Here is a 23682-nt window from a genome sequence, read left to right as displayed (position 1 = left end):
CCGCACGGTCGGCCCACCTGGTTTCAAGGGGAGCAACAAGATGATCAAACGCAATTTGCTGGTGATGGGCCTTGCAGTCCTGTTGAGCGCCTGCGGTTTCCAGCTGCGCGGTACCGGCACCACCGAACTGGCGATCAAGGACCTCGACCTGAGCGCCCGTAACGCCTACGGCGAAACCGTGACCCAGCTGCGCCAGATGCTCGAAGGCAGCGGTGTCAAGGTTTACACCGGCGCGCCTTATAAGCTGGTGCTGACCGATGAGCAGGAATCCCAGCGCATCCTCAGTTACGCCGGCGCCGGTCGTACTGGGGAGTACCAGGTGAGCACGGTGCTCAGCTATGACATCCGTGGCGAGAGCAATCTGCCCCTGTTGAGCGACAAGCTGGAAGTGCAGAAAGTCTTTATCCACGACGGCAACAACCTGGTGGGTTCCGACCAGGAAGCCACCGATGTGCGCAAGCAAATCCGTCGTGAGCTGATCCAGCGCATGATGCTGCGCTTGCAGCAGTTGACGCCGACTCAGCTGGACCAATTGCAGCAAACTGCCGCAGCCCGGGCCAAAGCCGACGCCGACGCCCTTGAAGCTGCGCAGAAGGCTGAAGCGGAAACCCCGCGTCAGTCGCCTGTCGAACTGCCTCAGCAGTAAGACTTGCGGGGCGCTCAGGCGCCCCGCTTGCCCTCTCTTATGAAACTCGCCCCCGCTCAACTCGGCAAACACCTGCAGGGCGCACTCGCGCCGGTCTATATCATCAGCGGCGATGACCCGCTGTTGTGCCAGGAAGCCGCCGACGCCATTCGCACCGCCGCACGCCAGCAGGGCTTCGACGAACGCCAGGTCTTTGCCGCCGACGCCAGTTTCGACTGGGGCACGCTGTTGCAGGCTGGGGCAAGCATGTCGCTGTTCGCTGAAAAACGCCTGCTGGAGCTGCGTCTGCCGTCTGGCAAACCGGGTGACAAAGGTGCTGCGGCCTTCATCGAATACTGTTCGCGGCCGGCTGAAGACACGGTGCTGCTCATCAGCCTGCCGAAGCTCGATGGCAGTGCGCAGAAAACCAAATGGGGCAAGGCGCTGGTCGAAGGTCAGCAAACTCAGTTCGTGCAGATCTGGCCGGTCGACGCCAACCAGCTGCCGAGCTGGATCCGCCAGCGACTGTCCCAGGCAGGGCTCTCTGCCAGTCAGGACGCGGTGGAGTTGATTGCCGCGCGGGTCGAAGGCAACCTGCTGGCCGCCGCTCAGGAAATCGAGAAGCTCAAGCTGATGGCCGAAGGTGGCCAGATAACCGTCGAAACCGTGCAGGCGGCGGTGGCCGACAGTGCGCGCTTCGATGTCTTCGGCCTGACTGACGCGATCCTTAATGGCGAAGCAGCGCATGCTCTGCGCATGCTTGAGGGGTTGCGCGGTGAAGGCGTCGAGCCACCGGTGATCCTCTGGGCGCTGGCACGGGAGCTGCGACTGCTGGCCAACCTGTCGCTGCAATACAGCCAGGGTGTGCCGCTGGATAAAGCTTTCAGCTCGGCCCGCCCCCCGGTCTGGGATAAGCGCAAGCCGCTGATGAGCAAAGCCCTGCAACGATATTCAGCGCCACGCTGGGCGCAGTTGCTGTTGGAAGCTCAGCGCATCGATGCGCAGATCAAGGGGCAAGCGGCGGGTTCGCCATGGATGAGCTTGAGCCGGTTGGCGCTGTTGATGGCCGGCCAGCGATTGTCATTGCCCGCTGAATAAGAGCGAAAGATCGCAGCCTCGTTTCACTCAACAGCTCCTACAGGACGGCGTATTCCGTTGTAGGAGCTGTCGAGTGAAACGAGGCTGCGATCTTTTTGCCTTACAAAACCTACCCGCATGTGTCCTATAGACAGACACCACAGTTCGGCAGATCATTTTCCCCGCAAACACCCACTCAATCGAGAGACTCGCTCATGAGCAAAAAGCCATCCAGAAATGGCCCCAACAAGGCCAAATCCATCATCGCCCAGCCACTGTTCCGCAGCCGACAGGAACGCGCCGGCAAGGGCAAAGGCAGCTACCGCCGCGAAGCCTTCCAGTCTGACAACTGGGAGGCTTCTTACTTTCTGGCGGCCTGAAAGGCAAGCCATCGCGCAACATGTTAAGGTCTGCACCTGATCCGTATTCCCTGGACCCGTGCATGCCCTTTTGTATTTCTCGTCGTTGGCCCCTGCGCCAACTGATTGCAGCCTCCAGCCTAGTTCTGCTTGTCGCCTGCGCGGAGAAACCAACCGCCGCCGACGCCCAACCTCTAAAGACACTTCCCGTCGCGACAGCCCCTGCGGTGATCCCTCCCGTGGTGCCGACCGGTGACGACCTCAATCTGCAGCCGACTCAGACTTTCGCCGAATGGCAGGCCGGTTTCCGTAAGGACGCTTTGGCCGCCGGTATTCGTGCCGACTTGTTCGATCGCGCGTTTGCCAATGTCAGCATCGACAACAGCGTAATTCGTGCCGACCGCAGCCAGCCGGAATTTTCCCGGCCGGTCTGGGAATACCTCGACGGTGCGTTATCGCCGTTGCGGGTGCGCAAAGGTCAGGCGCTGGTCAGCCAGTATGCCGACATCCTGCAAAGCATCGAGCAGCGCTATGGTGTCGATCGCCAGGCGCTCGTATCGGTGTGGGGCATGGAGAGCAATTTCGGTCAGTTCCAGGGCAGCAAGTCGGTCATCAATTCCCTTGCGACGCTGGCGTATGAAGGCCGGCGCCCGGGCTTTGCCCATGCGCAATTGATCGCCGCCCTGCAGATTCTGCAACAGGGTGACATCGAGCCGGAGAAGATGCTGGGTTCCTGGGCCGGAGCGATGGGGCAAACCCAATTCATCCCGACCACCTACAACACCCACGCCGTGGATTTCGATGGGGACGGCCGCCGCGACATCTGGGGCAGCCCCGCCGATGCACTGGCGTCGACCGCGCACTATCTGCAAAGCTCCGGCTGGCAGCGTGGCCAACCCTGGGGCTTCGAGGTGCAACTGGCGAGTAGCTTCGATTACGTGCTGGCCGACGGCGCGATTCGCAAGAGTGTCGCCGAGTGGCGCCAACTGGGCGTGACGCTGCCCAATGGTGCCCAGCCTCCCGCCGGGTCGGAAAACCTCTCCGCTGCGCTGCTGCTGCCAGCGGGTCATCGCGGCCCGGCGTTTTTGGTCCTCGACAACTTCCGCGCGATTCTCAAGTACAACAATTCGTCGTCCTATGCCTTGGCGGTGAGCCTGCTGTCCGAGCGTTTCAGCGGCGGCGGTTTGATCAGTGGCTCATGGCCAAAAGATGATATGCCGCTGAGTCGCACCGAGCGTATCGAGCTGCAAACCCTCCTGAGCGCTCAGCAGTACGACGCGGGCACCGCCGATGGCATCATTGGCGCAAACACGCGCAAAGCGATCCGTAGCGCGCAGCAATCGTTCGGCTGGCCGGCGGATGGTTATCCGACGCATAAGTTGCTGGAAGGCCTTCGCAACCGCTAAAAGCTTCGCGAGCAGGCTCGCTCCCACAGGTGACCGTGTTCTTTAGGGGGACATGGTCGAATGTGGGAGCGAGCCTGCTCGCGAAGACTCACTGTCAGGCGATGAATGCCTAAGCCTTGACCACCACATCCTGCTCCAACACCAATTCTTTATTCCCAGCATCCAGCCGAACCAACGCGCCCATCGGCAACGTCAGGTTCGGATCGCAATGCCCGCTGCGCCAGCCGGCCAGCACCGGTATGCGCAATGGTTCGAACGTCTGCTTGAGCAACCGCTCGAGCACAGCCGCATCCACACCCGCCACATCCCCCACCAGCACCCCGCGCAGCTTGCCAAGCGTGCCAGCGAGTCGCAGATGGGTCAGCAGCCGGTCGATTCGGTACAACGGCTCATTGATGTCCTCGATGAACAGGATCACGCCTTCCGCATCCATCTCAAAAGGCGTGCCCATGGTCGCGGCGATTATCGACAGATTACCGCCGAGCAAACGCCCGTGAGCGATGCCTGGTTCGATCGTGGTCAACGGCCACGCCACCGGATGTGCCAGCAGACTGCCCGCCTTCATCTGCCCTCTGAGCATATTGAAAAACGAGGCCTCCGTAGGTTTCTGCCGGTTGCCCAGCAAGTCCGCGTTTAGCAGTGGCCCATGAAACGTCACGAACCCTGCATATCGACTGATCGCCAGGTGCAGCGCGGTGATGTCGCTGTAGCCAATGAACGGCTTGGCATTGGTCTGCAACAGCTCGAAATCGATACGGTCGAGCAAACGCGGGGTACCGTAGCCACCGCGCAGGCAGATGATTGCATCGACCTCACTGTCTTCGAAAGCCCCGTGCAGATCGTTGAGGCGCACATCGTCGCTGCCGGCGAGGTAGCCATCCGCCTCATAAACACCGGGGAAAATCCGCAGGGCGTATCCGCGGGCCCGCATCCAGGCGAATGCTTTTTCAGTGTCCAGCGCGGCTGGCCCGGCGGGTGCGATCACGCCGATCAGACCTTCCGATGGCAGGGCTGGCACGGGTGTATGAGGGCAAAGAGTGTGGGTCGGTCGAACGGTCATCCATGAATCTCCCTGTGCGATTGCGTCAGGCACACAGTAGTCAGGAACGGGGACAAACAGAAGAGGATCACGCGCCCCGCAGGTCGCAGGAAAAAGCAGCAGTGACCGTAGGCATTGCAAAAAAACGCCCGCCAGGCTGACATCACCTGGCGGGCATTTTTATCAGGACGACATCAGTTCAGCCTTGACCAGCTTCGCCTGCTCGTCGGCGTGGTACGAAGAACGTACCAGCGGGCCGGACGCAACGTTTTTGAAGCCCATCTTGTAACCTTCCTCGGCGAACCAGGCGAAGGTGTCCGGGTGTACAAAACGCTGGACCGGCAAGTGGCTGCGCGACGGCTGCAGGTATTGACCAAGGGTCAGCATGTCGATGTCGTGCTCACGCATGCGCTTCATGACTTCGATGACTTCTTCATCGGTTTCACCCAGCCCCAGCATCAAACCGGACTTGGTAGGAATGTGCGGCATCATCTGCTTGAAGCGTTGCAGCAGGGTCAGCGACCACTGGTAATCCGAACCCGGACGCGCGGCCTTGTACAGGCGCGGCACGGTCTCAAGGTTGTGGTTGAACACATCCGGCGGCTCGGCTGCCGTGATTTCCAACGCGACGTCCATGCGCCCGCGGTAGTCCGGGACCAGGGTTTCGAGCTGCACATTCGGCGACAGCTTGCGGATCTCGCGGATGCAGTCGGCAAAATGCTGGGCACCGCCGTCACGCAGGTCGTCGCGGTCAACGGAGGTGATCACCACGTACTTGAGCTTGAGGTCGGCGATGGCGATGGCCAGGCTTTGCGGCTCATTCACGTCGAGTGGCTTCGGACGGCCGTGGCCGACGTCGCAGAACGGGCAGCGACGGGTGCAGATGTCGCCCATGATCATGAACGTCGCGGTGCCACCGGAGAAGCATTCCCCCAGGTTCGGGCAGGACGCTTCCTCGCACACACTGTGCAGCTTGTGTTTGCGCAGCAGCGCCTTGATGCGGTCGACTTCCGGCGAAATCGGGATGCGCACGCGGATCCAGTCGGGTTTCTTCGGCAGTTCGGTGGTCGGGATGATCTTCACCGGGATGCGTGCAACCTTCTCGGCGCCGCGCAGCTTGACGCCGGCTTCAACCTTGGCACGCGGGGCCGGACGCTCGGTGACATCCAGCGTCGGGATCATGGTTTGCACTGCATCAGTAGTCATATCAGTCGATTCCGCCCGTGAGGGTCGTCTGCTCAGCATAGTCGAGGTGTCTGACGAGCTGCGCACGCAGCCGGGCACTTACCTCGGCAAATTCAATCGATCCTGCGTGATCGCTCAGCTGGGTCATCGCCAGCCCGGCGTAGCCGCAGGGATTAATCCGTCGAAACGGTTCCAGGTTCATGTCCACGTTCAGGGCCAGGCCATGAAACGAACAGCCGTGGCGGATCCGCAGACCCAGCGAGGCAATTTTTGCCCCGTCAACATAGACACCCGGTGCATCTGGCTTGGCCGCCGCCGTCACACCATAACTGGCCAACAGCTCGATCAGGCAATGTTCCATACGCGTGACCAGGTCTCGCACGCCGAAACCCAGCTTGCGCACGTCGAGCAACAGGTAGGCCACCAACTGACCGGGACCGTGATAAGTCACCTGACCACCGCGGTCGACCTGCACGACAGGAATATCACCCGGCAGCAGCAAATGTTCGGCCTTGCCGGCCTGGCCCTGGGTGAACACTGGAGGGTGCTCGACCAGCCAGATTTCGTCGGCGGCATCGCTGCCGCGTTCGTTGGTGAAGCGTTGCATGGCATGCCAGACCGGCTCGTAAGCCATCTGGCCGAGCTCACGAAAGCCCAGCGTGCCGGACATCACAACACCATGTGTACGAAACCGGTAGCACGTAACTCGCTGTTGATGTCGTACAGCTGGTCTTGGCCGGTGGCGACAATGTGCAACTGGATAGTGGTGTATTTGCCGTTGCTGCTTGAACGCTCGTCAATTCGCTCATCGTTGATGGTCGCGTGCTTCTTGACGATTTCGATGATCTTGTCCTTGTTGCCGACACCCGTGTCGCTGATCACCTTAACCGGATAATCATTGGCAGGGAATTCGATCTTTGGCGCCTTTACTTCGGTATCGGTCATGGCGTAACGGCCTCGTAAGTGCAAGCCGTGGTAACGCGCCTGGCCCCGCGCCTGATCGGGGCGGGGCCATGCGGGTCAACACAAATCAGTTGAACAAGCCGTAGAAGAATAGACGGATGCTATCCCACATGCGACGGAAGATACCACCCTCCTCGACGCCATCCAGAGCGATCAGGTCGGCGCTGTGCACGACCTTCTCGTCCAGCTTGACTTCGACTTTACCGATCACGTCGCCCTTGGCGATGGGTGCAATCAGTTGCGGGTTCATGGTCATGCTGGCGGCGAGCTTTTTCAGCTGGCCCTTCGGCAGGGTCATGGTCAGGTCTTGGGCCAGGCCGGCCTTGACTTGATTGGTGGTGCCTTTCCAGACCGGTGCCTGAGCCAGCTCGGTGCCTTTCTGATAGAAGGTCTGGGTTTCGAAGAAACGGAAACCGTAGGTCAGCAGCTTCTGGGTTTCAGAAGCACGCGCCACTTCACTGTTGGTGCCGAACACCACGGCGATCAGGCGCATGCCGTCACGCACAGCCGAAGACACCATGCAGTAGCCGGCTTCGTCGGTGTGACCGGTTTTCAGACCGTCCACAGTCTTGTCGCGCCACAGCAGCAGGTTGCGGTTGGGTTGCTTGATGCCGTTCCAGAAGAACTCTTTCTGCGAGTAGATCGCATAGTGAGCCGGGTCTTCGTGGATGATTGCGCGAGCCAGCACGGCCATGTCGTGAGCCGACGAGTAGTGCTCAGGGTTCGGCAAACCGGTCGGGTTCATGAAGTGGCTGTTGGTCATGCCCAGGTCGGCCACGGTTTTGTTCATCATGTCGGCGAACGCGTCTTCGCTGCCGGCGATGTGCTCGGCAAGCGCAACACTGGCGTCGTTGCCCGACTGAATGATGATGCCGTGCAGCAGATCGCTCACAGTCACCTGCGAGCCGACCTTGATGAACATCCGCGAACCGCCGGTGCGCCAGGCATTTTCGCTGACGGTCACTGGATCGTTTTCGCCGATCTGGCCACGACGGATTTCCAGGGTGGCAAGGTAGGCGGTCATCAGCTTGGTCAGGCTGGCCGGCGGCAGACGCTGGTCACCGTTGTTCTCGACCAGCACATTGCCGCTGCTGGCGTCCATGAGCACGTAGGACTTGGCAGCCAGTTGAGGTGGCGACGGCATCATCTCGACCGCGAAAGCGGCAGGCGAGAGGAGCAGCGGGACTAGCAGGCAAATGCGTTTGGCAAAGGTGGTGATGTTCATCCGTCTCTCGAAATCGCTAATGGAAACTGCCCAAGGGCAAAACTAATCAGATGGCCTTCAGGCTTGTTAAACCCAACGAGCCATCGCGTGTTCAGCTGTTCGCTCAGAACCCTTGCCGGGCTTTTGTTCTTCAGCGAGCCAACAACCAGGTTCCCCCCAAAATCGCGAGTGAACCGTCAATCAGGTACTGCGTGTTACTCGGCGGTGACCACGCTCGGCGAACCAAGATTGGCCAGACGCACGCTGTTCTGCACTTGCTGGATTTCATTCGGCGAGCCGATTGGCCCGAGGCGAACCCGGTGCAAGGTCTGCTGGTTACGCACGATCGAACTGATGAACACCGGAGCGCTCACCATCCCGCTGAGCTTCGATCTCAGGAGTTCTGCAGCGTCCGGGTTGGCGAACGCGCCCACCTGCAGATACTGGCCAGACGCTGGTACAGAAGCGTTTTTTTTTGCATCGATCTGCACTGGCACAACGGCCGCGGCGTGTTGCTGCGGCGGTGGTGTCCATTGCTCGACGGTGCCGGTAGAAGCCGTCAGCACCGGGGCGCCAGTCTGCGCAATTTTTGGCTCGTTCAACATCAAAGGCGCCGCACGGCCTTTGGCGGCCCACCACTGTTGAGGATCGATGCCTTCAACCTTGACCCGTGCGGTGCCGCTTTCGGCATAGCCCAGTTTCTTGGCGGCGGCATAGGAGAGGTCGATGATCCGGTCGGAATAAAACGGCCCGCGATCGTTGACCCGAAGGACAACCGTCTTGTTGTTGTCCAGGTTGGTCACACGAACGTAACTCGGCAATGGCAACGTCTTGTGTGCGGCACTCATGCCGTACAGGTCATACACCTCACCATTGGCGGTGTTCTGCCCATGGAACTTGGTGCCGTACCAGGACGCTGTGCCCGAGGCGACGTAGGTTTTCGACTCTTGCTGCGGGAAGTAGGTCTTGCCCAGCACCGTGTACGGGTTGGCTTTATAAGGACCGCTGTGCAGGGTCGGGGTGGCATCCGGGATACGCGAAACATCGACGTCCCACCACGGCGCGCCATCTTTGTGGGCACGGTTGATGTCCAGCCCCGGCGTTGCGCGCACAGCGGTGGAAGGCGACTTTGTCGGCGTCGGCGAGCGGCTGGTCGTACAGCTGGCAACCAGCAGCGCCAAGCCGGCGAACGCCACGAGCTTCAGGGGTTGATTCATAGGCAATGCCCGCATTACTTGACGCCCCGTGCTTGGACCAGCTGCTCAGACAGTTGATGTACGGCCATGGCGTACATCACACTGCGGTTATAACGCGTGATTGCGTAAAAATTCTTCAGGCCCATCCAGTTCTCAGGCCCCTTGTCACCTTCCAGGCGGAATGCCGTGACAGGCATATCATCGCGCAGCGCATCATGACTTGACCACCCCAACGCCCGCAACTCCCCGACGGTTTTAGTCGGTTCGATGCCCGTGGTCAAACCTTCGTCAGCCTGCTCACCCCGCGCATCGGCGCGACTGACGACGGGTTCGCCGGCCACCCAGCCATGACGCTTGAAGTAACTGGCAACACTGCCAATGGCATCGTCCGGGTTGGTCCAGATATTGATGTGGCCATCGCCGTCGAAGTCCACTGCGTAAGCGCGGAAGCTGCTCGGCATGAACTGCGGCAGCCCCATCGCACCGGCGTAGGAGCCTTTGAGCGTCAGCGGATCCACCTGCTCTTCACGGGCCAGCAGAAGAAACTCGCGCAGCTCCTTGCGGAAGAATTCAGCGCGAGGAGGATAGTCGAAGCCCAGGGTCGACAACGCATCGATCACTCGGAAGTTGCCGGTATTGCGGCCGAAAAAGGTTTCTACGCCAATGATCGACACAATCACCTGCGCCGGCACGCCGTATTCCTGCTCGGCCCTGGCCAGCACCGCTTCATGCTGGCGCCAGAAGTCCACACCACGGGCGATGCGCGCATCGGTGATGAACATTGGCCGGTATTCTTTCCACTGTTTGACCCGCTCGGCAGGCCTGGAGATGGCGTCAAGAATCGACTGCTTGCGCTGGGCTTCGCGCAACACACCCATCAACTGTTCACCGGCGAAACCGTAGTCGCGGGTCAGTTCACCGACGAATTCGGCCACCTGGGGTGAACCTTCGTAATCGCCGGCCGACGCTTCCCGCGCAGTACCAAGGATGCCTACCAGGCCGACCCACGGCGCGTATCGAGTCGCCCAGCCACGCATTACTTGCATTGAACTCTTCACCTTATTCAAACCTGTGCGATCCACTTACGATGGGTATGGATCGACATCAAAACCCCAAACGCTGACAGTAGCGTCACCAGCGAAGTTCCTCCGTAGCTAATGAATGGCAACGGCACCCCTACAACCGGCAACAGGCCACTGACCATACCGATGTTGACGAAAACGTAAACAAAAAACGTCATGGTCAACGCTCCGGCGAGCAATTTGCCGAACAATGTCTGGGCCTGGGCGGTAATTACCAACCCGCGACCGATCAATAACAGATAAATCAGCAGCAGTGCGCAGATGCCCACCAGGCCGAACTCTTCACCCAGCACCGCAATAATGAAGTCGGTGTGGCTTTCCGGCAGGAAGTCCAGGTGCGACTGGGTGCCCAACAGCCAGCCCTTGCCGAATACGCCGCCGGAACCGATGGCGGCTTTCGACTGAATGATGTTCCAGCCAGTGCCGAGCGGATCGCTTTCCGGGTCGAGAAACGTCAGCACCCGCTGTTTCTGGTAATCGTGCATGACGAAGTACCACATGGCGATCGCTACAGGCACGGCGGCGGCAAGCACGCTCATGATCCAGCGCCAGCGCAGGCCACCCATGAACAGCACAAACGCGCCGCCCGCGAGAATCAGCAACGAAGTACCGAGGTCGGGCTGACGCACGATCAGAATAAAGGGCAACCCGATCAAAAACAGACTCACGCCGACATGCTTGAGCTGCGGCGGCAACGTGCGCTTGGACAAGTACCAGGCAATCATCGCCGGCATCAGGATCTTCATGAATTCCGAAGGCTGGAAACGGATAACCCCGGGAATGTTGATCCAGCGCGTGGCACCCATGGCGTTGTGGCCCATGACATCCACCACAACCAGCAACAGCACGCCGATCACATAACCCACCGGCACCCAGCGGGCCATGAAGCGCGGCTCGAATTGAGCGATGACAATCATCGACACCAGACCGATGCCGAACGACGTGGCTTGCTTGGCCAGAAGATCCCAGCTCTTGCCACTGGCCGAATAGAGAACGAACAGGCTGCCGGCGGCCAGCATCAGCAGCAGAATCAGCAACGGACCGTCGATGTGCAGGCGTTGCAACAGCGTCGCACGCCGACGCATCACATCCTCGCTGGAGAGGATGCGATCAAAATTACTCTTCACGGGCCGTAGCCTCCGCACTGATTGGGCTGGCATATTCGGCCTTGAGGTGGCCTTCCTGATCCAGCAGCCAGGCGTCCATGATCTGTCGCACTACCGGCGCGGCAACGCCGGACCCGGACTCACCGTTCTCGACCATCACCGACACCACAATCTTCGGGTTGTCGGCCGGCGCGAAGCCGACGAACAGGGCGTGGTCGCGATGGCGCTCCTGGACCTTGGAGCGGTCGTACTTCTCACCCTGTTTGATCGCCACGACCTGAGCCGTACCGCTTTTGCCGGCGATGCGGTATTGCGCGCCGATCGCCGCTTTGCGCGCTGTACCGCGGGCACCGTGCATCACCTGTTGCATGCCGTGGTTGACCTTGGTCCAGTCGGACGGGTCACGCAGAATGATGTCCGGCATCGGGTTGTCATCCTTCGGCCGCTCGCCTTCGACAGTCTTGGCCAGGTGCGGGCGATTCCAGATGCCTTTGTTCGCAACCAATGCCGTGGCCTGGGCCAGTTGCAACGGGGTCGACTGCATGTAGCCCTGGCCGATCCCCAGAATCAGCGTTTCACCCGGGAACCAGGGCTGACGCCGGGTCGCGCGTTTCCATTCCCGCGTCGGCATCAGCCCCGCCGACTCTTCGAACATGTCCAGCGAGACCTTCTGGCCGATGCCAAACTTGCTCATGTACGCCGACAACCGGTCAATCCCGAGCTTGTGCGCAAGGTCGTAGAAATAGGTGTCGTTGGACCGCATGATCGCCATGTCCAGATCAACATAGCCATCGCCACTGCGGTTCCAGTTACGGTATTTGTGGTCGTAATTAGGCAGTTGGTAAAAGCCGGGATCGTAAACCCGGCTCGACGCGGTCACGACGCCAGCGTCCAGTCCGGCAATCGCCACCGCCGGCTTGATCGTCGAACCCGGCGGGTACAGACCGCGCAGTACGCGGTTGAACAACGGCCGGTCGATGGAATCGCGCAGCTCGGCGTAAGCCTTGAAGCTGATGCCGGTGACGAACAGGTTCGGATCGAAACTCGGCTGACTGACCATCGCCAGTACTTCTCCGGTCGCCGGATCCAGCGCCACCACCGCGCCACGGCGTCCGCCCAGCGCGGCTTCGGCGGCTTCCTGCAATTTGATGTCCAGGCTCAGGACGATGTCCTTGCCGGGAATCGGATCGGTCCGCTTGAGCACCCGCAAGACGCGGCCTCGAGCGTTGGTTTCGACTTCTTCGTAACCCACCTGACCGTGGAGCTCGGGCTCGTAGAAACGCTCGATGCCGGTTTTGCCGATGTGGTGAGTGCCGCTGTAATTGACCGGATCGAGGGTTTTCAGCTCTTTCTCGTTGATCCGCCCCATGTAGCCCACCGAGTGCGCAAAATGCGCGCCCTGCGGATAATGCCGCACCAGTTGCGCAACTACTTCCACCCCCGGCAGGCGGAACTGGTTCACCGCGATCCGGGCGATCTGCTCTTCGGTCAGTTCGAACAGGATCGGCACCGGCTCGAATGGCCGACGCCCCTGGCGCATGCGTTTTTCGAAGATCCCCCGGTCTTCCGGCGTCAGCTCCAGCACTTCAACAATCACGTCGAGCACTTGCTGCCAGTCGCCAGAGCGCTCGCGGGTCATGCTCAGGCTGAAGCTGGGCCGGTTATCGGCCACCACCACGCCATTGCGGTCGAAGATCAACCCGCGAGTCGGCGGAATCGGCTGCACGTGAACCCGGTTGTTTTCCGACAGGGTCGAGTGATACTCGTACTGGATCACCTGGAGGAAATACAGCCGCGCGATCAGCACACAAATCAGCGCCACCACCGCAATTGCACCGAACACGACACGGCCACGCACCAGACGGGCGTCTTTTTCGTGGTCCTTGATGCGGATCGGCTGGGGCATGAGGCAGAACTACTTGTGATAGGGGTGGCCGGACAGAACTGTCCAGGCACGATACAGCTGTTCGCCGATGAGAATCCGCACCAGCGGGTGCGGCAATGTCAACGGCGAGAGCGACCAGCGCTGATCAGCGCGGGCACAGACTTCAGGCGCCAGCCCTTCGGGGCCGCCGACCATGAAATTGACCGTGCGCGAGTCCAGCCGCCAGCGATCGAGTTCGACCGCCAGTTGCTCGGTGCTCCAGGGCTTGCCGTGGACTTCGAGAGTCACAACCCGCTCGTTCGGCCCGACCTTGGCCAGCATGGCTTCGCCTTCCTGACGGATGAAACGCGCCACGTCGGCGTTCTTGCCGCGGGTGTTGAGCGGTATTTCCACCAGTTCCAGCGCCAGCTCGGACGGAAGACGCTTGGCATATTCATGCCAGCCTTCTTCCACCCATTTGGGCATGCGTGAACCGACGGCGATCAGTCGCAGTCGCACAGCGGGCCCTTATTGCTGGTCTTTGTTGAGCTTGGTGAAATGCTCATGGGTGTTTTCCGGGCTGTGGTGAGCAGCGCTGGCCGAACGGCTTTGCTCGGCACCGGCCCACAGGCGCTCCAGGTCATAGAACTGGCGTGCCGAGGCAGTCATCATGTGCACGATGACATCGTCCATGTCCAACAGGACCCAGTCGCTGTCGCCCTTGCCTTCTTCACCCAGTGGCTTGACGCCCAGGGCTTTGACGGCTTCGCGGACCTTGTCCAGCATCGCGCCGATCTGGCGGTTCGAAGTACCGGTTGCGATGATCATGAAGTCAGTAATGCTCTGCTTTTCACGAACGTCGATGACCTGGATGTCCTGGCCTTTCACGTCTTCCAGGGCTGCAACGGCAACCTTGACCAGTTCTTCGCCACGCAGCTCCGGCCCGGTTTGAACCTCTACTGGCAGCGGAGCGCTCTTGAATGTGCCTTTGCGCTTTACTTTAGCTACGTCTTTGTCAGTCATATAAAACTCGTTTTGCTCGTGTGTTCGGGTGGTTCAATACACGTTGTTGCACGTGCCTTGAAGCACTCCCATTCAGTTCGACGCACGGTAAAGCCCGTGCGCATCGATATAGGCCAGGACCGCGTCGGGCACCAGGAAACGTACCGACTTACCGCTGGCCAGCAGTTGACGGATCTGGGTGGCGGAAACCGCGAGCGGCGTCTGCCAGACGAATGCAATCTGTCCGCTCGGCCCTTTCAGGGCCAGCGGGTCGCTCACCGAGCGCGCTGCCAGCAGGTTGCGCAAGGCATCCGGCGGTTCGCTGTCGGCATCCGGGCGTTGCAGCACCAGGATGTGGCAATGCTGGAGCAACTCTTCCCAGCGGTGCCAAGTGGGCAGGCCGCAAAACGCGTCCCAGCCCAGAAGCAGAAAAACCTGGTCTTGCGCGGCCAGTTCGGCACGCATCAATTCCAGGGTATCGATGGTGTAGGACGGTTTGTCCCGCTGCAATTCGCGGGCATCCACCACCAACGGCGCCACACCGGCCACCGCGCACTCGACCATCGCCAGACGGTCTTTGGCCGACACTTGCGGCGTGCCGCGATGAGGCGGCCGCGCACTCGGTGTCAGACGCAATTCATCAAGCGCCAACGATTCGGCGACTTCCAGCGCGCCACGCAAATGGCCGATGTGCACCGGATCGAACGTCCCGCCCAGCATGCCGATGCGTCGTGGCGCAGGGTCGCAGGGCGTGCTCGGCGCTGACGGATTGAGGTCGCTCAAGTCAGACCGACGCCTGGCCGCGCAACTGGCCATCACCGACCACGATGTATTTCTCGCAGGTCAGACCTTCCAGCCCCACCGGGCCGCGGGCGTGCAGCTTATCAGTAGAAATGCCAATTTCGGCACCCAATCCGTATTCAAAGCCATCGGCGAAGCAGGTCGGGGTGTTGATCATCACCGACGCAGAATCGACCTCAGCCACGAAACGCCGCGTCTCGCTAAGGTTTTCGCTGACGATCGAGTCGGTGTGGTGGGAACCATGGCCGTTTATATGCTCGATGGCCTGATCCAGACCGTCGACCACACGAATCGACAGGATCGGCGCCAGATACTCGGTATTCCAGTCTTCTTCAGTCGCGGCGCTGGCATCGATGATCGCCTGCGTACGCTCGCAGCCGCGCAGCTCGACGCCTTTTTCGCGGAACTGTGCGGCCATGGCCGGCAGGAAATCTTTGGCAACGGTTTGATCCACCAGCAACGTTTCCATCGCACCGCAGATGCCATACCGATAAGTCTTGGCATTGAAGGCGATGCGTTGTGCTTTTGCCAGGTCGGCGTGAGCACTGACGTAGACGTGGCAGATGCCGTCCAGGTGTTTGATCACGGGGACCCGGGCATCGCGGCTGACCCGCTCGATCAGGCCGCGGCCACCACGCGGCACGATGACGTCGACGTATTCCGGCATGCTGATCAGCGCGCCGACGGCGGCGCGATCGGTGGTTTCGACCACTTGCACCACAGCGGCCGGCAGATCGGCTTCGGCCAGGCCGCGCTGAATGCAGGCGGCGATGGCCCGATTGGAATGGATGGCTTCAGAGCCGCCACGCAAAATGGTTGCATTGCCGGACTTGAGGCACAGGCTGGCGGCATCAATGGTCACGTTCGGCCGGGATTCATAGATGATCCCGATCACGCCGAGCGGCACACGCATTTTGCCCACCTGGATGCCCGATGGCCGGAAGCTCATGTCGCGGATCGCACCGACAGGGTCCGGCAAGGCAGCAACCTGGCGAAGGCCGACAATCATGCCGTCGATACGCTCCGGCGTCAGCGCCAGACGCTCAAGCAAAGCAGGTTCAAGACCACTGGCACGACCGGCCGCCAGATCCAGCTCGTTGGCCGCGACAAGCTCGACGCGTGCGGCGTCAAGCGCATTGGCGGAAGCCTGCAAGGCGCGGTTTTTCTGCGCGGTGCTGGCACGGCCAATGACGCGAGAGGCTTCGCGGGCAGCGCGACCCAGGCGGGTCATGTAGTCAAGAACGGACTCAGTCATGGTCTGGCGTGGTCTTGCAAAGAGGAAAGCGGCAGATTATAGCTGCCGCGTCCCGGGACTAACAGCGGTGACGGGCGGATGGTCGAAATGGACAGCAAATTGCCGACATTCAGCCGGAATTAAGCTTCGCGTTGGTATCATCGCGACTCAATCAGCCTTGATAAACGTGTTCATCGTGTCCAATCTGACTGTTCCCACCGTTATCACGCGCCTGCCCATGGGCCTCCCCGACGCCTTCTTTGACCGCGACGCGCAACTTCTGGCCCGTGATTTACTGGGCAAAGTCATTCGCCACCGGGTCGGTGAGCTGTGGCTCAGCGCGCGAATCATCGAGACCGAGGCATATTACTTCGAAGAAAAAGGCAGCCACGCCTCTCTCGGCTATACAGAAAAGCGTAAGGCTTTGTTTCTGGACGGCGGCCACATCTATATGTATTACGCCCGCGGTGGCGATTCGCTGAACTTCAGCGCCAAGGGCCCGGGAAACGCAGTGCTCATCAAATCCGCCTATCCATGGGTCGATGAGTTGAGCGGGCCAGCGAGTCTGGCGCAAATGCTGTTGAACAATCCCGACGCCCAGGGTCGCCCTCGCCCGTCGCAAAAACTTTGCGCCGGGCAGACATTGCTGTGCAAGGCCTTGGGTTTGAAGGTGCCGATGTGGGATGCGAAACGGTTCGACCACGAATGGATGCTGGTGGAGGATGTCGGTGCCGAACCGCCGCAAATCATCCAAACCACCCGATTGGGCATTCCGACGGGACGTGACGAGCACTTGATGTACCGCTTCGTCGACGCGGCGTACGCACCGTATTGCACGAGGAACCCGCTGCGCCGGGGGCAGGTCGAAGGGCGGGATTATTTTTTGTTGTCGTGACAGTGAAAGTCCCTGTGGTAGCACCTGTGGCAAGGGGGCTTGCCCCCGTTTGAGAGCGTAGCACTCACCAAAATTTGTGGCATATCAGCAATTTTGGGGGCGCTGCGCAGCCCAACGGGGGCAAGCCCCCTCGCCACAGGTCGCCCACAGGGTACTCGGCGTTATCACGATCGCGTCTTTCGCCAGGAATTTAAACATTCAATGGAGTTGTTTTTATGGGCCCATGGCTCGATAGCGTGACTGGATGGCTGGCGGCAAACCCGCAATGGCTGGCTGCGGCAGTATTCATTGTGGCCTTCGTGGAATGCCTGGCGATTGCCGGGCTGGTCGTGCCCGGCACGGTGTTGCTGTTTGCCGTGGCCGTGCTGGCCGGCAGCGGCGCACTGTCATTGAGCGAGACGCTGTTGTTGGGATTTGTTGCCGGAGTGCTCGGCGACATCGTTTCCTACTTCATCGGTCGCCATTTCCACCAGAACATCCGGCGTTTGCCTGGGCTACGCCATCACCCTGAATGGATCGGCAGCGCCGAAACCTATTTCCAGCGCTATGGTATCGCCAGCCTGCTGGTCGGGCGCTTCATCGGCCCGTTGCGCCCGATGCTGCCGATGGTTGCCGGCATGTTCGACATGCCATTCCCGCGCTTTGCCGCGGTCAGTCTACTGGCTGCCGCTGGCTGGAGCGTGGCGTATCTATTGCCCGGTTGGGCCACCGGCGCAGCGATTCGTCTGCCATTGCCGGAAGGTTTCTGGATGCAAGCCGGCATCGTCGCCGGCAGTATCGCGGTAATGGTCGGTTTGAGTGTGACCAGCAGTTTACGCCGGCACCGCAAAGCGACCGTTTTGATCTCATGCATGGGCGTGTTGATTCTCGCGGGACTGTTCATCGGCTATCCGCACCTGACAGCGCTCGACCAAGGTGTTATGACCCTGGTGCAGGAACATCGCAGCGCTACTCTGGACGAAATCGCTGTCACCTTCACGCTGATCGGCGAATTCCGCAACATGCTGCTGTTCAGCATTCTGCTGACGACGTTGCTGTTGCTGACGCGGCAATGGAGGCAAGCGGTTTTCGCCGGCAGCACGCTGCTGTTGACCGCACTGGCCAACACGTTCACTAAACAGTTTTTTGCCCGGGTGCGTCCGGAAGTCCTCAGCGATCCACTAACCACCTTCAGCATGCCCAGCGGTCACGCCTCCGGCGCCTTTGCACTGTTTTTGACGCTGGCAGTGCTGGCCGGTCGTGGACAACCGCCAAGAATGCGCCTGACGTGGTTATTCATTGCGTGTATCCCGGCGCTGATGATCGCGCTTTCCCGGGTCTATCTGGGCGCGCACTGGCCCACTGACGTAGTGGCCGGCGCCATGCTGGCGTCATGCGTGTGTGCGGCGAGCCTAGGGCTTAATCAGCGCAAGCTGCAGCTCGACGCCATCCCCTTCAGAGTCTGGTGGCTGATCCTGCCGGCGATGTTGGCACTGTTCAGCTTCTTCGCCCTGCGACACTTGCCCAATGCGATGATGCGCTACTCCTACTGATACAGATCTGTAACCGCGTCGCTGCAAACCTGTAGCAGCTGCCGAGCCTGCGAGGCTGCGTTCGAGGACGCAGTCCTCGCCAAGTCAGTACCAGCAGTCAGAGCTGGACGCAGCCTCGCGGTGCTCGGCAGCTGCTACAGGAATAGAGGCGGCTTTCAGGCGAACAACTCGCCCTGCAATTCGTCCAGCAACGCCTGGATCGCATCCAGCCGTTGCTGCGGATCGTCGAGTTGCAGCAGGTCAATCTTGTCCATTTCAGCAAACGGCAACAGGTACGCCAACTGATTGGCCAATGACTGTTGCCCCTTCGCCTCGGTGCCCATATTGAGGGCTTCGACCATGGGGTGCTCAGCTAACGCCTTGAGCAGCGCCACCAGATCCGCGTCCTCATCCTGCAGCGGCTGCTCGGGTTCATCTTCCAGCCACTCGACCTCGGCAACCGTCAACTGGTCACGCTGAACCTCGGTGCGCAACACGTGAAAACGCCGCCCACCCTGCACGCGGATGCCCAGCAGACCGTTTTCCTGCTGCTTGAAATCGGTGATCACGGCTTCGCAGCCGACCAGCGCATAACCGGCCGGTGCGATGCCGACTTCTTCACCCTCGAGAATGCACACCACGCCGAAACCGCCGCCCTGCTTCATGCAGCGCCCGATCATGTCCAGGTAGCGCGCCTCGAAGATTTGCAGATCGAGGATGCACCCGGGAAACAGCACCGTGTTCAATGGAAAAAGCGGCATGCTCATAGACATTTCCTTACACCACCATCGACACTGCCAACGGCAGGAATACCGCCGTGGCTACGCCCATCAGACTCATCGCCAGCGCCGCAAAGGCGCCGCATTCTTCGTTTTCCTGCATGGCCACCGCCGTGCCGACCGCGTGGGCCGTCATGCCCAGCGCCATGCCACGCGCCTCTGGGCTGTGCACGCCTAACCGCGTCAACAGACCCGGACCGAAAATCGCACCGATGACCCCGGTGATCAGTACGAACACCGCCGCCAACGCCGCGACACCGCCAATCTGTTCGGCCACCAACATCGCAATCGGCGAGGTCACCGACTTCGGCGCCATGGTCATCAGGATCATGTGTTCGGCGCCAAACGACCATCCCAGCAACACGCCCATGCCCGTGGCCACCACCCCGCCTACCACCAGCGTAGTAAAAATCGGCCAGAACAACTGCCGGATCCGCCGCAGGTTCAGGTAGAGCGGCACGGCCAGCGCCACCGTAGCCGGGCCGAGCAGGATGCTGAGGATCTCGGTGCTTTGGCGGTATTCGGCATAACTCAGCCCACAACCCACCAGCACAGCGATCACCAACAACATGGAGACCAGCACCGGTTGCAAAAAGATCCAGCGGGTTTTTTCGAAGGCTGCCAGCACCAACTGATACGCACCCAGCGTGATGCCGATACCGAACAAGGGGTGATGAATCACCGAGGCCCACGCGCCCTGCCAGTCGAGGATCATGGCGCATCCTCGGACTGAGGCGCGTGACGCTTGATCATGCGTTGCATCAGCACGCCGGCGAAAGCCATCGACAGCAGCAGCGACAACACCAGTGCACCGACAATCGCCCAGAAATCGGCAGCGATGTCCTTGGCGTAAACCATCACGCCCACCGCCGGCGGCACCAGCAGCAACGGTAGGTAACGCAGCAGGCTGCTGGCGGCAAGGTTGAGCGGTTCACCGACCTGTCCCCGGCAGATCAGGTACACGAGCAATAGCAGCAGACCGATGATCGGCCCCGGCAACACAGGCAGAAACAAATGATTGAGGGCGGTGCCCAGCAATTGGAACAACACCAGCCAGGTCAGGCCACGTAACAGCATCCGTCGTCTCTCCTCAAATTCTCGCCGGGCATTATAAGCATGTCCGCGCTATGGACCGGCATTCGCCAAAAGCATGGTCGGTTGACCGGAGCAAATAGCCATGTTGATCTAAAGTGGTAAGCCGGGAGCTCCAATCCCGCCCCCAAAAACTATAAAAAATCGATGAACCCAAGGAGAGTCTCAATGCCCTATGTTCCCGTTGCAGAGCTCAAAGATTATGTCGGCAAGGAGCTTGGACGTTCCGAATGGCTCACCATCGATCAGGAGCGCATCAACCTGTTTGCCGAGGCCACAGGCGACTATCAGTTCATTCATGTCGATCCGGTCAAAGCCGCGCAAACGCCCTTCGGCAGCACCATTGCCCACGGTTTCCTGTCGCTGTCGCTGATTCCCAAGCTGATGGAGGACATCCTCGTCCTGCCCGAAGGTCTGAAGATGGTGGTCAACTACGGTCTCGACAGCGTGCGTTTCATCCAGCCGGTCAAGGTCGATTCGAAAGTACGCCTCAAGGTCGAACTGACCGATGTCACCGAAAAGAAACCCGGCCAATGGCTGCTCAAAGCCACCGCCACGCTGGAGATTGAAGGCTCGGAAAAACCGGCCTACATCGCCGAGCCGCTGTCGCTCGCCTTCGTCTAACCATCCCGGATGCGAAGCAGCGCAGGCTGTTTCGCGCCCTCTGCGGTGCTCTCGGCTATATAAGATCATGGAGCTGCGGCATACTCGGTCGCCTAATTGCCCGGATCCCGCTATGCGCTCACTTGCCCTTATCGCCCTGACTCTGATGCTCACCGCTTGCGGCGATGGCGAATCGCTGTTGCCGCCTGACGCGCGTCTGCCGGACGGCGGACGCTATCGCGGTGAAGTGGTCGACGGGCTGCTGCAAGGCCAGGGCCGTGTCGATTATCCGAATGGCAGCTGGTACGCCGGTGAATTCGACAAAGGCCAATGGCATGGCCAGGGTGAGTGGCACGGCAGCAACGGCGAAGTGTATCGCGGCGGCTTCAATCAAGGCCTGTTCGATGGCAAAGGCACGCTAAGCACCAGCGGCAGCAGCTACTCCGGCGGCTTCAAGGCTGGGCGCAGGGATGGCGAAGGCACCCTCAAAGAAAACGGCATGACCTACCGTGGCGAATTCAAAGCCGATCAATACGCCGGTCTCGGTCGCCTTGAACTGGACGACGGCAGTTCGTATCAGGGCCAATTCGCCAACGGCCAACCGAACGGTGAAGGCCAGCGCGGCGATAGCAGCGGCAACCAGTTCAGCGGGCATTTCAAGGAGGGTCAGCTGGAAGGCAACGGCACTTTCAACAGTGCCGAAGGCGATTTGTACATCGGCGGTTTCAAGAACAATCAGTTGCACGGCAAGGGCCGCTACGAGAACGCCGACGGCGATGTCTGGCTCGGGCAGTTCAAGGAGGGCGCGCTGAACGGCAAGGGCGAAATGATCGGCGCGGATGGCAGCCACTACATTGGCCAGTTCAATGACTGGCGTTTCACCGGTCAGGGGCGCCTGAACCTGTCCGACGGCAGTTTCTACGTCGGCCAGTTCGACGCCGACAGTTATTCCGGGCGCGGCACGCTGGTGTTGACCGATGGCACCGTGCAAAGCGGCACGTGGATCAATGGCCAACGGGTTCGCGATGCCGACGGCAAGTTGCTGCCCGACAGTCTCGAACTGGGTTTGCTGGCCCAGGGCCGCCTGCTCGAAGAGGCGCTGGCCAATGTGCCCGCCTCGACCCCGGCCATCGAACTGTACACCCTGACCCTGGGCGGCGATGGCAAGCAAAGCGTGTTCCTGCGCGAGTCCGACTACGTCAGTAACATGCTCGCCAGTCGCTTCGGTGCGTTTGGCCAGATTCGTCTGGTCAACCATCGCGATCACCTGGTCGATCGCCCGATGGCCACACGGGAAAACCTGCGTCGCGCGGCCCTGACCCTGGCCGAACGCAGCGGTCCCGAAGACGTGGTGTTCATCTACCTGACGAGCCACGGCACCAGCGAGCACGAACTGGTCCTCGAGCAGCCACGCATGCAACTCTCCGACTTGCCCACCGACGAACTCGCCGCTGTTCTCGCGCCATTGAAAAACCGCGACAAGATCATCGTGATTTCAGCTTGCTACAGCGGCGGATTCATCCCTGCCCTCAAGGACGAACGCACACTGATCATGACGGCTTCGCGCGCAGATCGGGTGTCGTTCGGCTGTTCCGAAGAAGCCAACTTCACCTACTTCGGCGACGCCCTCTTCGCCAAGGCGCTGAACCAGACCGATGACCTGGAACACGCCTTCAAACTGGCCAAGGCGACCGTGGCCGAGCGTGAGCTGGCCGACAACTTCGAGGCTTCCGAACCACAGATCTGGGCGCCCAAAACCGTTCTCTCCCACTGGCAGCTATTGCGCAGGCAGCAGGCACGAAAAGCGCTGCAAAGTGTCTCTATCGGCAACAAGGATGCAAAGAGCAACTAAGCTGAACAGTATCAGGGGAGAAACACTATGTATTTGACGCCTCAGCACGTTTTGCTTGCCGGAGCCACTGGTCTGACCGGTGAACACCTGCTCGACCGCCTGCTCAACGAGCCAACGATCACGCGTGTTCTGGCACCTTCGAGGCGGCCACTGGCTGAACATCCGCACCTGGAAAACCCGGTCGGCGACCCGGCGGTGTTCCTGCCGCAACTGAATGGCCGCGTCGACATCGCCTATTGCTGCCTGGGCACGACGATCAAGCAAGCGGGTTCGGAGGAAGCGTTTCGCGCCGTGGACCTGGACATGGTCGTGGCTTTCGGCAAACGTGCGCGGGAGATGGGTGCGCGGCACCTGATCGTGATCAGTGCCTTGGGGGCCGATCGCCGATCCTCGATTTTCTACAACCGCGTCAAAGGCGAAATGGAATACGCACTGCGCGCGCAGGACTGGCCGCAACTGACCATCTGCCGACCTTCGCTGCTGCTGGGCGACCGCATCGAACCGCGCCTGGCCGAGAAAGTCGCCGGGCCGCTGTCACGGTTGATTCCGGGCAAGTATCACGGCATCGAAGCCTGTCAGCTGGCCCGCGCGATGTGGCGACTGGCGCTGGAAGAGCAGGATGGCGTGCGGGTGGTTGAGTCGGATGAGTTGCGCAAGTTGGGTAAATAAGCCGCAAATCTGTGGCAAGCGCGCGGCCTGTGGCACATAAGCTCTAATCCGTGGCGAGGGGGCTTGCCCCCGTTGGGTCGCGCAGCGGCCCCCTACGAGTTCAGTCTCTGCCTCTGTTCCGAGACCGACGGGGGCAAG

General features: G+C 60.6%; 25 protein-coding genes. 9 read left to right on the top strand and 16 right to left on the bottom strand.

Features of this window, described 5'->3' with window-relative positions; translation table 11 throughout:
* Nucleotides 1–40 precede the first annotated feature (40 nt).
* From DU29_RS0123005 to DU29_RS0122990, 4 genes are all read left to right on the top strand, one after another.
* Nucleotides 41–646 (top strand): LPS-assembly lipoprotein LptE, encoded by a 606-nt coding sequence (locus DU29_RS0123005; RefSeq protein ID WP_028623825.1) that lies wholly within the window; start codon nucleotides 41–43, stop codon nucleotides 644–646.
* A 39-nt stretch (nucleotides 647–685) separates the two neighbouring features.
* Nucleotides 686–1723, top strand: a complete 1038-nt coding sequence (holA, locus tag DU29_RS0123000; RefSeq protein ID WP_028623824.1) for a DNA polymerase III subunit delta — start codon at nucleotides 686–688, stop codon at nucleotides 1721–1723.
* A gap of 194 nt (nucleotides 1724–1917) precedes the next feature.
* Complete coding sequence (gene arfA / locus DU29_RS0122995; protein ID WP_028623823.1) at nucleotides 1918–2082, top strand: alternative ribosome rescue factor ArfA; 165 nt, start codon at nucleotides 1918–1920, stop codon at nucleotides 2080–2082.
* A 62-nt stretch (nucleotides 2083–2144) separates the two neighbouring features.
* Nucleotides 2145–3467 carry a lytic murein transglycosylase gene (locus DU29_RS0122990; protein WP_028623822.1) on the top strand — a complete coding sequence of 441 codons (1323 nt, stop codon included), beginning with the start codon at nucleotides 2145–2147 and terminating at the stop codon, nucleotides 3465–3467.
* Nucleotides 3468–3576: 109 nt separating this feature from the next.
* On the opposite strand, the gene DU29_RS0122985 is transcribed toward DU29_RS0122990, so the two are convergent.
* The 13 genes from DU29_RS0122985 to DU29_RS0122925 form a co-directional block, all read right to left on the bottom strand.
* On the bottom strand, nucleotides 3577–4527 hold the full coding sequence (locus DU29_RS0122985; RefSeq protein ID WP_028623821.1) for a S66 peptidase family protein: 951 nt from the start codon (nucleotides 4525–4527) through the stop codon (nucleotides 3577–3579).
* A 162-nt stretch (nucleotides 4528–4689) separates the two neighbouring features.
* A complete protein-coding gene (lipA, locus tag DU29_RS0122980; RefSeq protein ID WP_028623820.1) occupies nucleotides 4690–5712 on the bottom strand; it encodes a lipoyl synthase in 1023 nt (340 codons plus the stop codon).
* Nucleotide 5713: 1 nt separating this feature from the next.
* Complete coding sequence (gene lipB, locus DU29_RS0122975) at nucleotides 5714–6361, bottom strand: lipoyl(octanoyl) transferase LipB (protein ID WP_028623819.1); 648 nt, start codon at nucleotides 6359–6361, stop codon at nucleotides 5714–5716.
* The gene (locus DU29_RS0122970) at nucleotides 6361–6636 is read right to left on the bottom strand and encodes a DUF493 domain-containing protein (protein WP_028623818.1); all 276 of its coding nucleotides are present in this window, start codon (nucleotides 6634–6636) and stop codon (nucleotides 6361–6363) included. The genes lipB and DU29_RS0122970 overlap by 1 nt, the downstream gene beginning before the upstream one ends.
* Nucleotides 6637–6721: 85 nt before the next feature.
* Nucleotides 6722–7879, bottom strand: a complete 1158-nt coding sequence (locus tag DU29_RS0122965) for a D-alanyl-D-alanine carboxypeptidase family protein (RefSeq protein ID WP_028623817.1) — start codon at nucleotides 7877–7879, stop codon at nucleotides 6722–6724.
* 194 nt (nucleotides 7880–8073) lie between these two features.
* Complete coding sequence (locus DU29_RS0122960; protein ID WP_028623816.1) at nucleotides 8074–9090, bottom strand: septal ring lytic transglycosylase RlpA family protein; 1017 nt, start codon at nucleotides 9088–9090, stop codon at nucleotides 8074–8076.
* Nucleotides 9090–10100, bottom strand: a complete 1011-nt coding sequence (gene mltB, locus DU29_RS0122955; RefSeq protein WP_028623815.1) for a lytic murein transglycosylase B — start codon at nucleotides 10098–10100, stop codon at nucleotides 9090–9092. The genes DU29_RS0122960 and mltB overlap by 1 nt, the downstream gene beginning before the upstream one ends.
* 17 nt (nucleotides 10101–10117) lie before the next feature.
* Nucleotides 10118–11221 carry a rod shape-determining protein RodA gene (gene rodA / locus DU29_RS0122950; RefSeq protein WP_050483161.1) on the bottom strand — a complete coding sequence of 368 codons (1104 nt, stop codon included), beginning with the start codon at nucleotides 11219–11221 and terminating at the stop codon, nucleotides 10118–10120.
* A gap of 31 nt (nucleotides 11222–11252) precedes the next feature.
* Nucleotides 11253–13148, bottom strand: a complete 1896-nt coding sequence (mrdA, locus tag DU29_RS0122945; RefSeq protein ID WP_028623813.1) for a penicillin-binding protein 2 — start codon at nucleotides 13146–13148, stop codon at nucleotides 11253–11255.
* A gap of 9 nt (nucleotides 13149–13157) precedes the next feature.
* Nucleotides 13158–13625: a 23S rRNA (pseudouridine(1915)-N(3))-methyltransferase RlmH gene (rlmH, locus tag DU29_RS0122940; protein WP_007937439.1), complete on the bottom strand. Its 468-nt coding sequence runs from the start codon at nucleotides 13623–13625 to the stop codon at nucleotides 13158–13160.
* Nucleotides 13626–13634: 9 nt separating this feature from the next.
* Nucleotides 13635–14129 carry a ribosome silencing factor gene (rsfS, locus tag DU29_RS0122935; RefSeq protein ID WP_028623812.1) on the bottom strand — a complete coding sequence of 165 codons (495 nt, stop codon included), beginning with the start codon at nucleotides 14127–14129 and terminating at the stop codon, nucleotides 13635–13637.
* 72 nt (nucleotides 14130–14201) lie between these two features.
* Complete coding sequence (nadD, locus tag DU29_RS0122930) at nucleotides 14202–14828, bottom strand: nicotinate-nucleotide adenylyltransferase (protein ID WP_161781304.1); 627 nt, start codon at nucleotides 14826–14828, stop codon at nucleotides 14202–14204.
* A gap of 64 nt (nucleotides 14829–14892) precedes the next feature.
* Nucleotides 14893–16164 (bottom strand): glutamate-5-semialdehyde dehydrogenase, encoded by a 1272-nt coding sequence (locus DU29_RS0122925; protein ID WP_028623810.1) that lies wholly within the window; start codon nucleotides 16162–16164, stop codon nucleotides 14893–14895.
* A gap of 217 nt (nucleotides 16165–16381) precedes the next feature.
* On the opposite strand from DU29_RS0122925, the gene DU29_RS0122920 reads away from it, so the two are divergent.
* On the top strand, nucleotides 16382–17038 hold the full coding sequence (locus DU29_RS0122920) for a DNA-3-methyladenine glycosylase (RefSeq protein ID WP_161781303.1): 657 nt from the start codon (nucleotides 16382–16384) through the stop codon (nucleotides 17036–17038).
* Between the two features lie 215 nt (nucleotides 17039–17253).
* Complete coding sequence (locus DU29_RS0122915) at nucleotides 17254–18570, top strand: bifunctional DedA family/phosphatase PAP2 family protein (RefSeq protein WP_028623808.1); 1317 nt, start codon at nucleotides 17254–17256, stop codon at nucleotides 18568–18570.
* Between the two features lie 155 nt (nucleotides 18571–18725).
* Here DU29_RS0122915 and DU29_RS0122910 read toward each other — a convergent pair whose 3' ends face one another.
* The 3 genes from DU29_RS0122910 to DU29_RS0122900 are packed head-to-tail and all read right to left on the bottom strand — an operon-like array spanning nucleotide 18726 to nucleotide 20405.
* Nucleotides 18726–19316: an LON peptidase substrate-binding domain-containing protein gene (locus DU29_RS0122910; protein WP_028623807.1), complete on the bottom strand. Its 591-nt coding sequence runs from the start codon at nucleotides 19314–19316 to the stop codon at nucleotides 18726–18728.
* 10 nt (nucleotides 19317–19326) lie between these two features.
* Entirely contained in the window at nucleotides 19327–20043 is a 717-nt protein-coding gene (locus tag DU29_RS0122905; RefSeq protein ID WP_028623806.1) for an LrgB family protein, read from the bottom strand.
* On the bottom strand, nucleotides 20040–20405 hold the full coding sequence (locus tag DU29_RS0122900; RefSeq protein ID WP_028623805.1) for a CidA/LrgA family protein: 366 nt from the start codon (nucleotides 20403–20405) through the stop codon (nucleotides 20040–20042). Before DU29_RS0122900 ends, DU29_RS0122905 begins: the two co-directional genes overlap by 4 nt.
* 183 nt (nucleotides 20406–20588) lie before the next feature.
* Here DU29_RS0122900 and DU29_RS0122895 point away from each other — a divergent pair, with 183 nt between their 5' ends.
* From DU29_RS0122895 to DU29_RS0122885, 3 genes are all read left to right on the top strand, one after another.
* Nucleotides 20589–21044 (top strand): MaoC family dehydratase, encoded by a 456-nt coding sequence (locus DU29_RS0122895; protein ID WP_028623804.1) that lies wholly within the window; start codon nucleotides 20589–20591, stop codon nucleotides 21042–21044.
* Nucleotides 21045–21156: 112 nt separating this feature from the next.
* Nucleotides 21157–22875, top strand: a complete 1719-nt coding sequence (locus tag DU29_RS0122890) for a C13 family peptidase (protein WP_028623803.1) — start codon at nucleotides 21157–21159, stop codon at nucleotides 22873–22875.
* A 27-nt stretch (nucleotides 22876–22902) separates the two neighbouring features.
* Nucleotides 22903–23544 carry an oxidoreductase gene (locus DU29_RS0122885; protein ID WP_028623802.1) on the top strand — a complete coding sequence of 214 codons (642 nt, stop codon included), beginning with the start codon at nucleotides 22903–22905 and terminating at the stop codon, nucleotides 23542–23544.
* Nucleotides 23545–23682 lie beyond the last annotated feature (138 nt).

This window comes from Pseudomonas sp. Ant30-3 (assembly GCF_000690905.1).
Lineage (GTDB): Bacteria > Pseudomonadota > Gammaproteobacteria > Pseudomonadales > Pseudomonadaceae > Aquipseudomonas.
This window is presented reverse-complemented; position numbering and strand designations above follow the sequence as displayed.

What these genes read in the sequence shown, in the direction of transcription:
- DU29_RS0122960 (WP_028623816.1), bottom strand. Translation starts at nt 9,090, where the DNA reads ATGCGGGCATTGCCTATGAATCAACCCCTGAAGCTCGTGGCGTTCGCC.
- DU29_RS0122890 (WP_028623803.1), top strand. Translation starts at nt 21,157, where the DNA reads ATGCGCTCACTTGCCCTTATCGCCCTGACTCTGATGCTCACCGCTTGC.
- rodA (WP_050483161.1), bottom strand. Translation starts at nt 11,221, where the DNA reads ATGCGTCGGCGTGCGACGCTGTTGCAACGCCTGCACATCGACGGTCCG.
- lipA (WP_028623820.1), bottom strand. Translation starts at nt 5,712, where the DNA reads ATGACTACTGATGCAGTGCAAACCATGATCCCGACGCTGGATGTCACC.
- lipB (WP_028623819.1), bottom strand. Translation starts at nt 6,361, where the DNA reads ATGTCCGGCACGCTGGGCTTTCGTGAGCTCGGCCAGATGGCTTACGAG.
- DU29_RS0122915 (WP_028623808.1), top strand. Translation starts at nt 17,254, where the DNA reads ATGGGCCCATGGCTCGATAGCGTGACTGGATGGCTGGCGGCAAACCCG.
- DU29_RS0122910 (WP_028623807.1), bottom strand. Translation starts at nt 19,316, where the DNA reads ATGAGCATGCCGCTTTTTCCATTGAACACGGTGCTGTTTCCCGGGTGC.
- DU29_RS0122970 (WP_028623818.1), bottom strand. Translation starts at nt 6,636, where the DNA reads ATGACCGATACCGAAGTAAAGGCGCCAAAGATCGAATTCCCTGCCAAT.
- DU29_RS0122985 (WP_028623821.1), bottom strand. Translation starts at nt 4,527, where the DNA reads ATGACCGTTCGACCGACCCACACTCTTTGCCCTCATACACCCGTGCCA.
- DU29_RS0122885 (WP_028623802.1), top strand. Translation starts at nt 22,903, where the DNA reads ATGTATTTGACGCCTCAGCACGTTTTGCTTGCCGGAGCCACTGGTCTG.
- rsfS (WP_028623812.1), bottom strand. Translation starts at nt 14,129, where the DNA reads ATGACTGACAAAGACGTAGCTAAAGTAAAGCGCAAAGGCACATTCAAG.
- mrdA (WP_028623813.1), bottom strand. Translation starts at nt 13,148, where the DNA reads ATGCCCCAGCCGATCCGCATCAAGGACCACGAAAAAGACGCCCGTCTG.
- DU29_RS0122925 (WP_028623810.1), bottom strand. Translation starts at nt 16,164, where the DNA reads ATGACTGAGTCCGTTCTTGACTACATGACCCGCCTGGGTCGCGCTGCC.
- DU29_RS0122965 (WP_028623817.1), bottom strand. Translation starts at nt 7,879, where the DNA reads ATGAACATCACCACCTTTGCCAAACGCATTTGCCTGCTAGTCCCGCTG.
- holA (WP_028623824.1), top strand. Translation starts at nt 686, where the DNA reads ATGAAACTCGCCCCCGCTCAACTCGGCAAACACCTGCAGGGCGCACTC.
- DU29_RS0122905 (WP_028623806.1), bottom strand. Translation starts at nt 20,043, where the DNA reads ATGATCCTCGACTGGCAGGGCGCGTGGGCCTCGGTGATTCATCACCCC.
- DU29_RS0123005 (WP_028623825.1), top strand. Translation starts at nt 41, where the DNA reads ATGATCAAACGCAATTTGCTGGTGATGGGCCTTGCAGTCCTGTTGAGC.
- nadD (WP_161781304.1), bottom strand. Translation starts at nt 14,828, where the DNA reads ATGCTGGGCGGGACGTTCGATCCGGTGCACATCGGCCATTTGCGTGGC.
- arfA (WP_028623823.1), top strand. Translation starts at nt 1,918, where the DNA reads ATGAGCAAAAAGCCATCCAGAAATGGCCCCAACAAGGCCAAATCCATC.
- DU29_RS0122900 (WP_028623805.1), bottom strand. Translation starts at nt 20,405, where the DNA reads ATGCTGTTACGTGGCCTGACCTGGCTGGTGTTGTTCCAATTGCTGGGC.
- mltB (WP_028623815.1), bottom strand. Translation starts at nt 10,100, where the DNA reads ATGCAAGTAATGCGTGGCTGGGCGACTCGATACGCGCCGTGGGTCGGC.
- DU29_RS0122990 (WP_028623822.1), top strand. Translation starts at nt 2,145, where the DNA reads ATGCCCTTTTGTATTTCTCGTCGTTGGCCCCTGCGCCAACTGATTGCA.
- DU29_RS0122920 (WP_161781303.1), top strand. Translation starts at nt 16,382, where the DNA reads ATGGGCCTCCCCGACGCCTTCTTTGACCGCGACGCGCAACTTCTGGCC.
- DU29_RS0122895 (WP_028623804.1), top strand. Translation starts at nt 20,589, where the DNA reads ATGCCCTATGTTCCCGTTGCAGAGCTCAAAGATTATGTCGGCAAGGAG.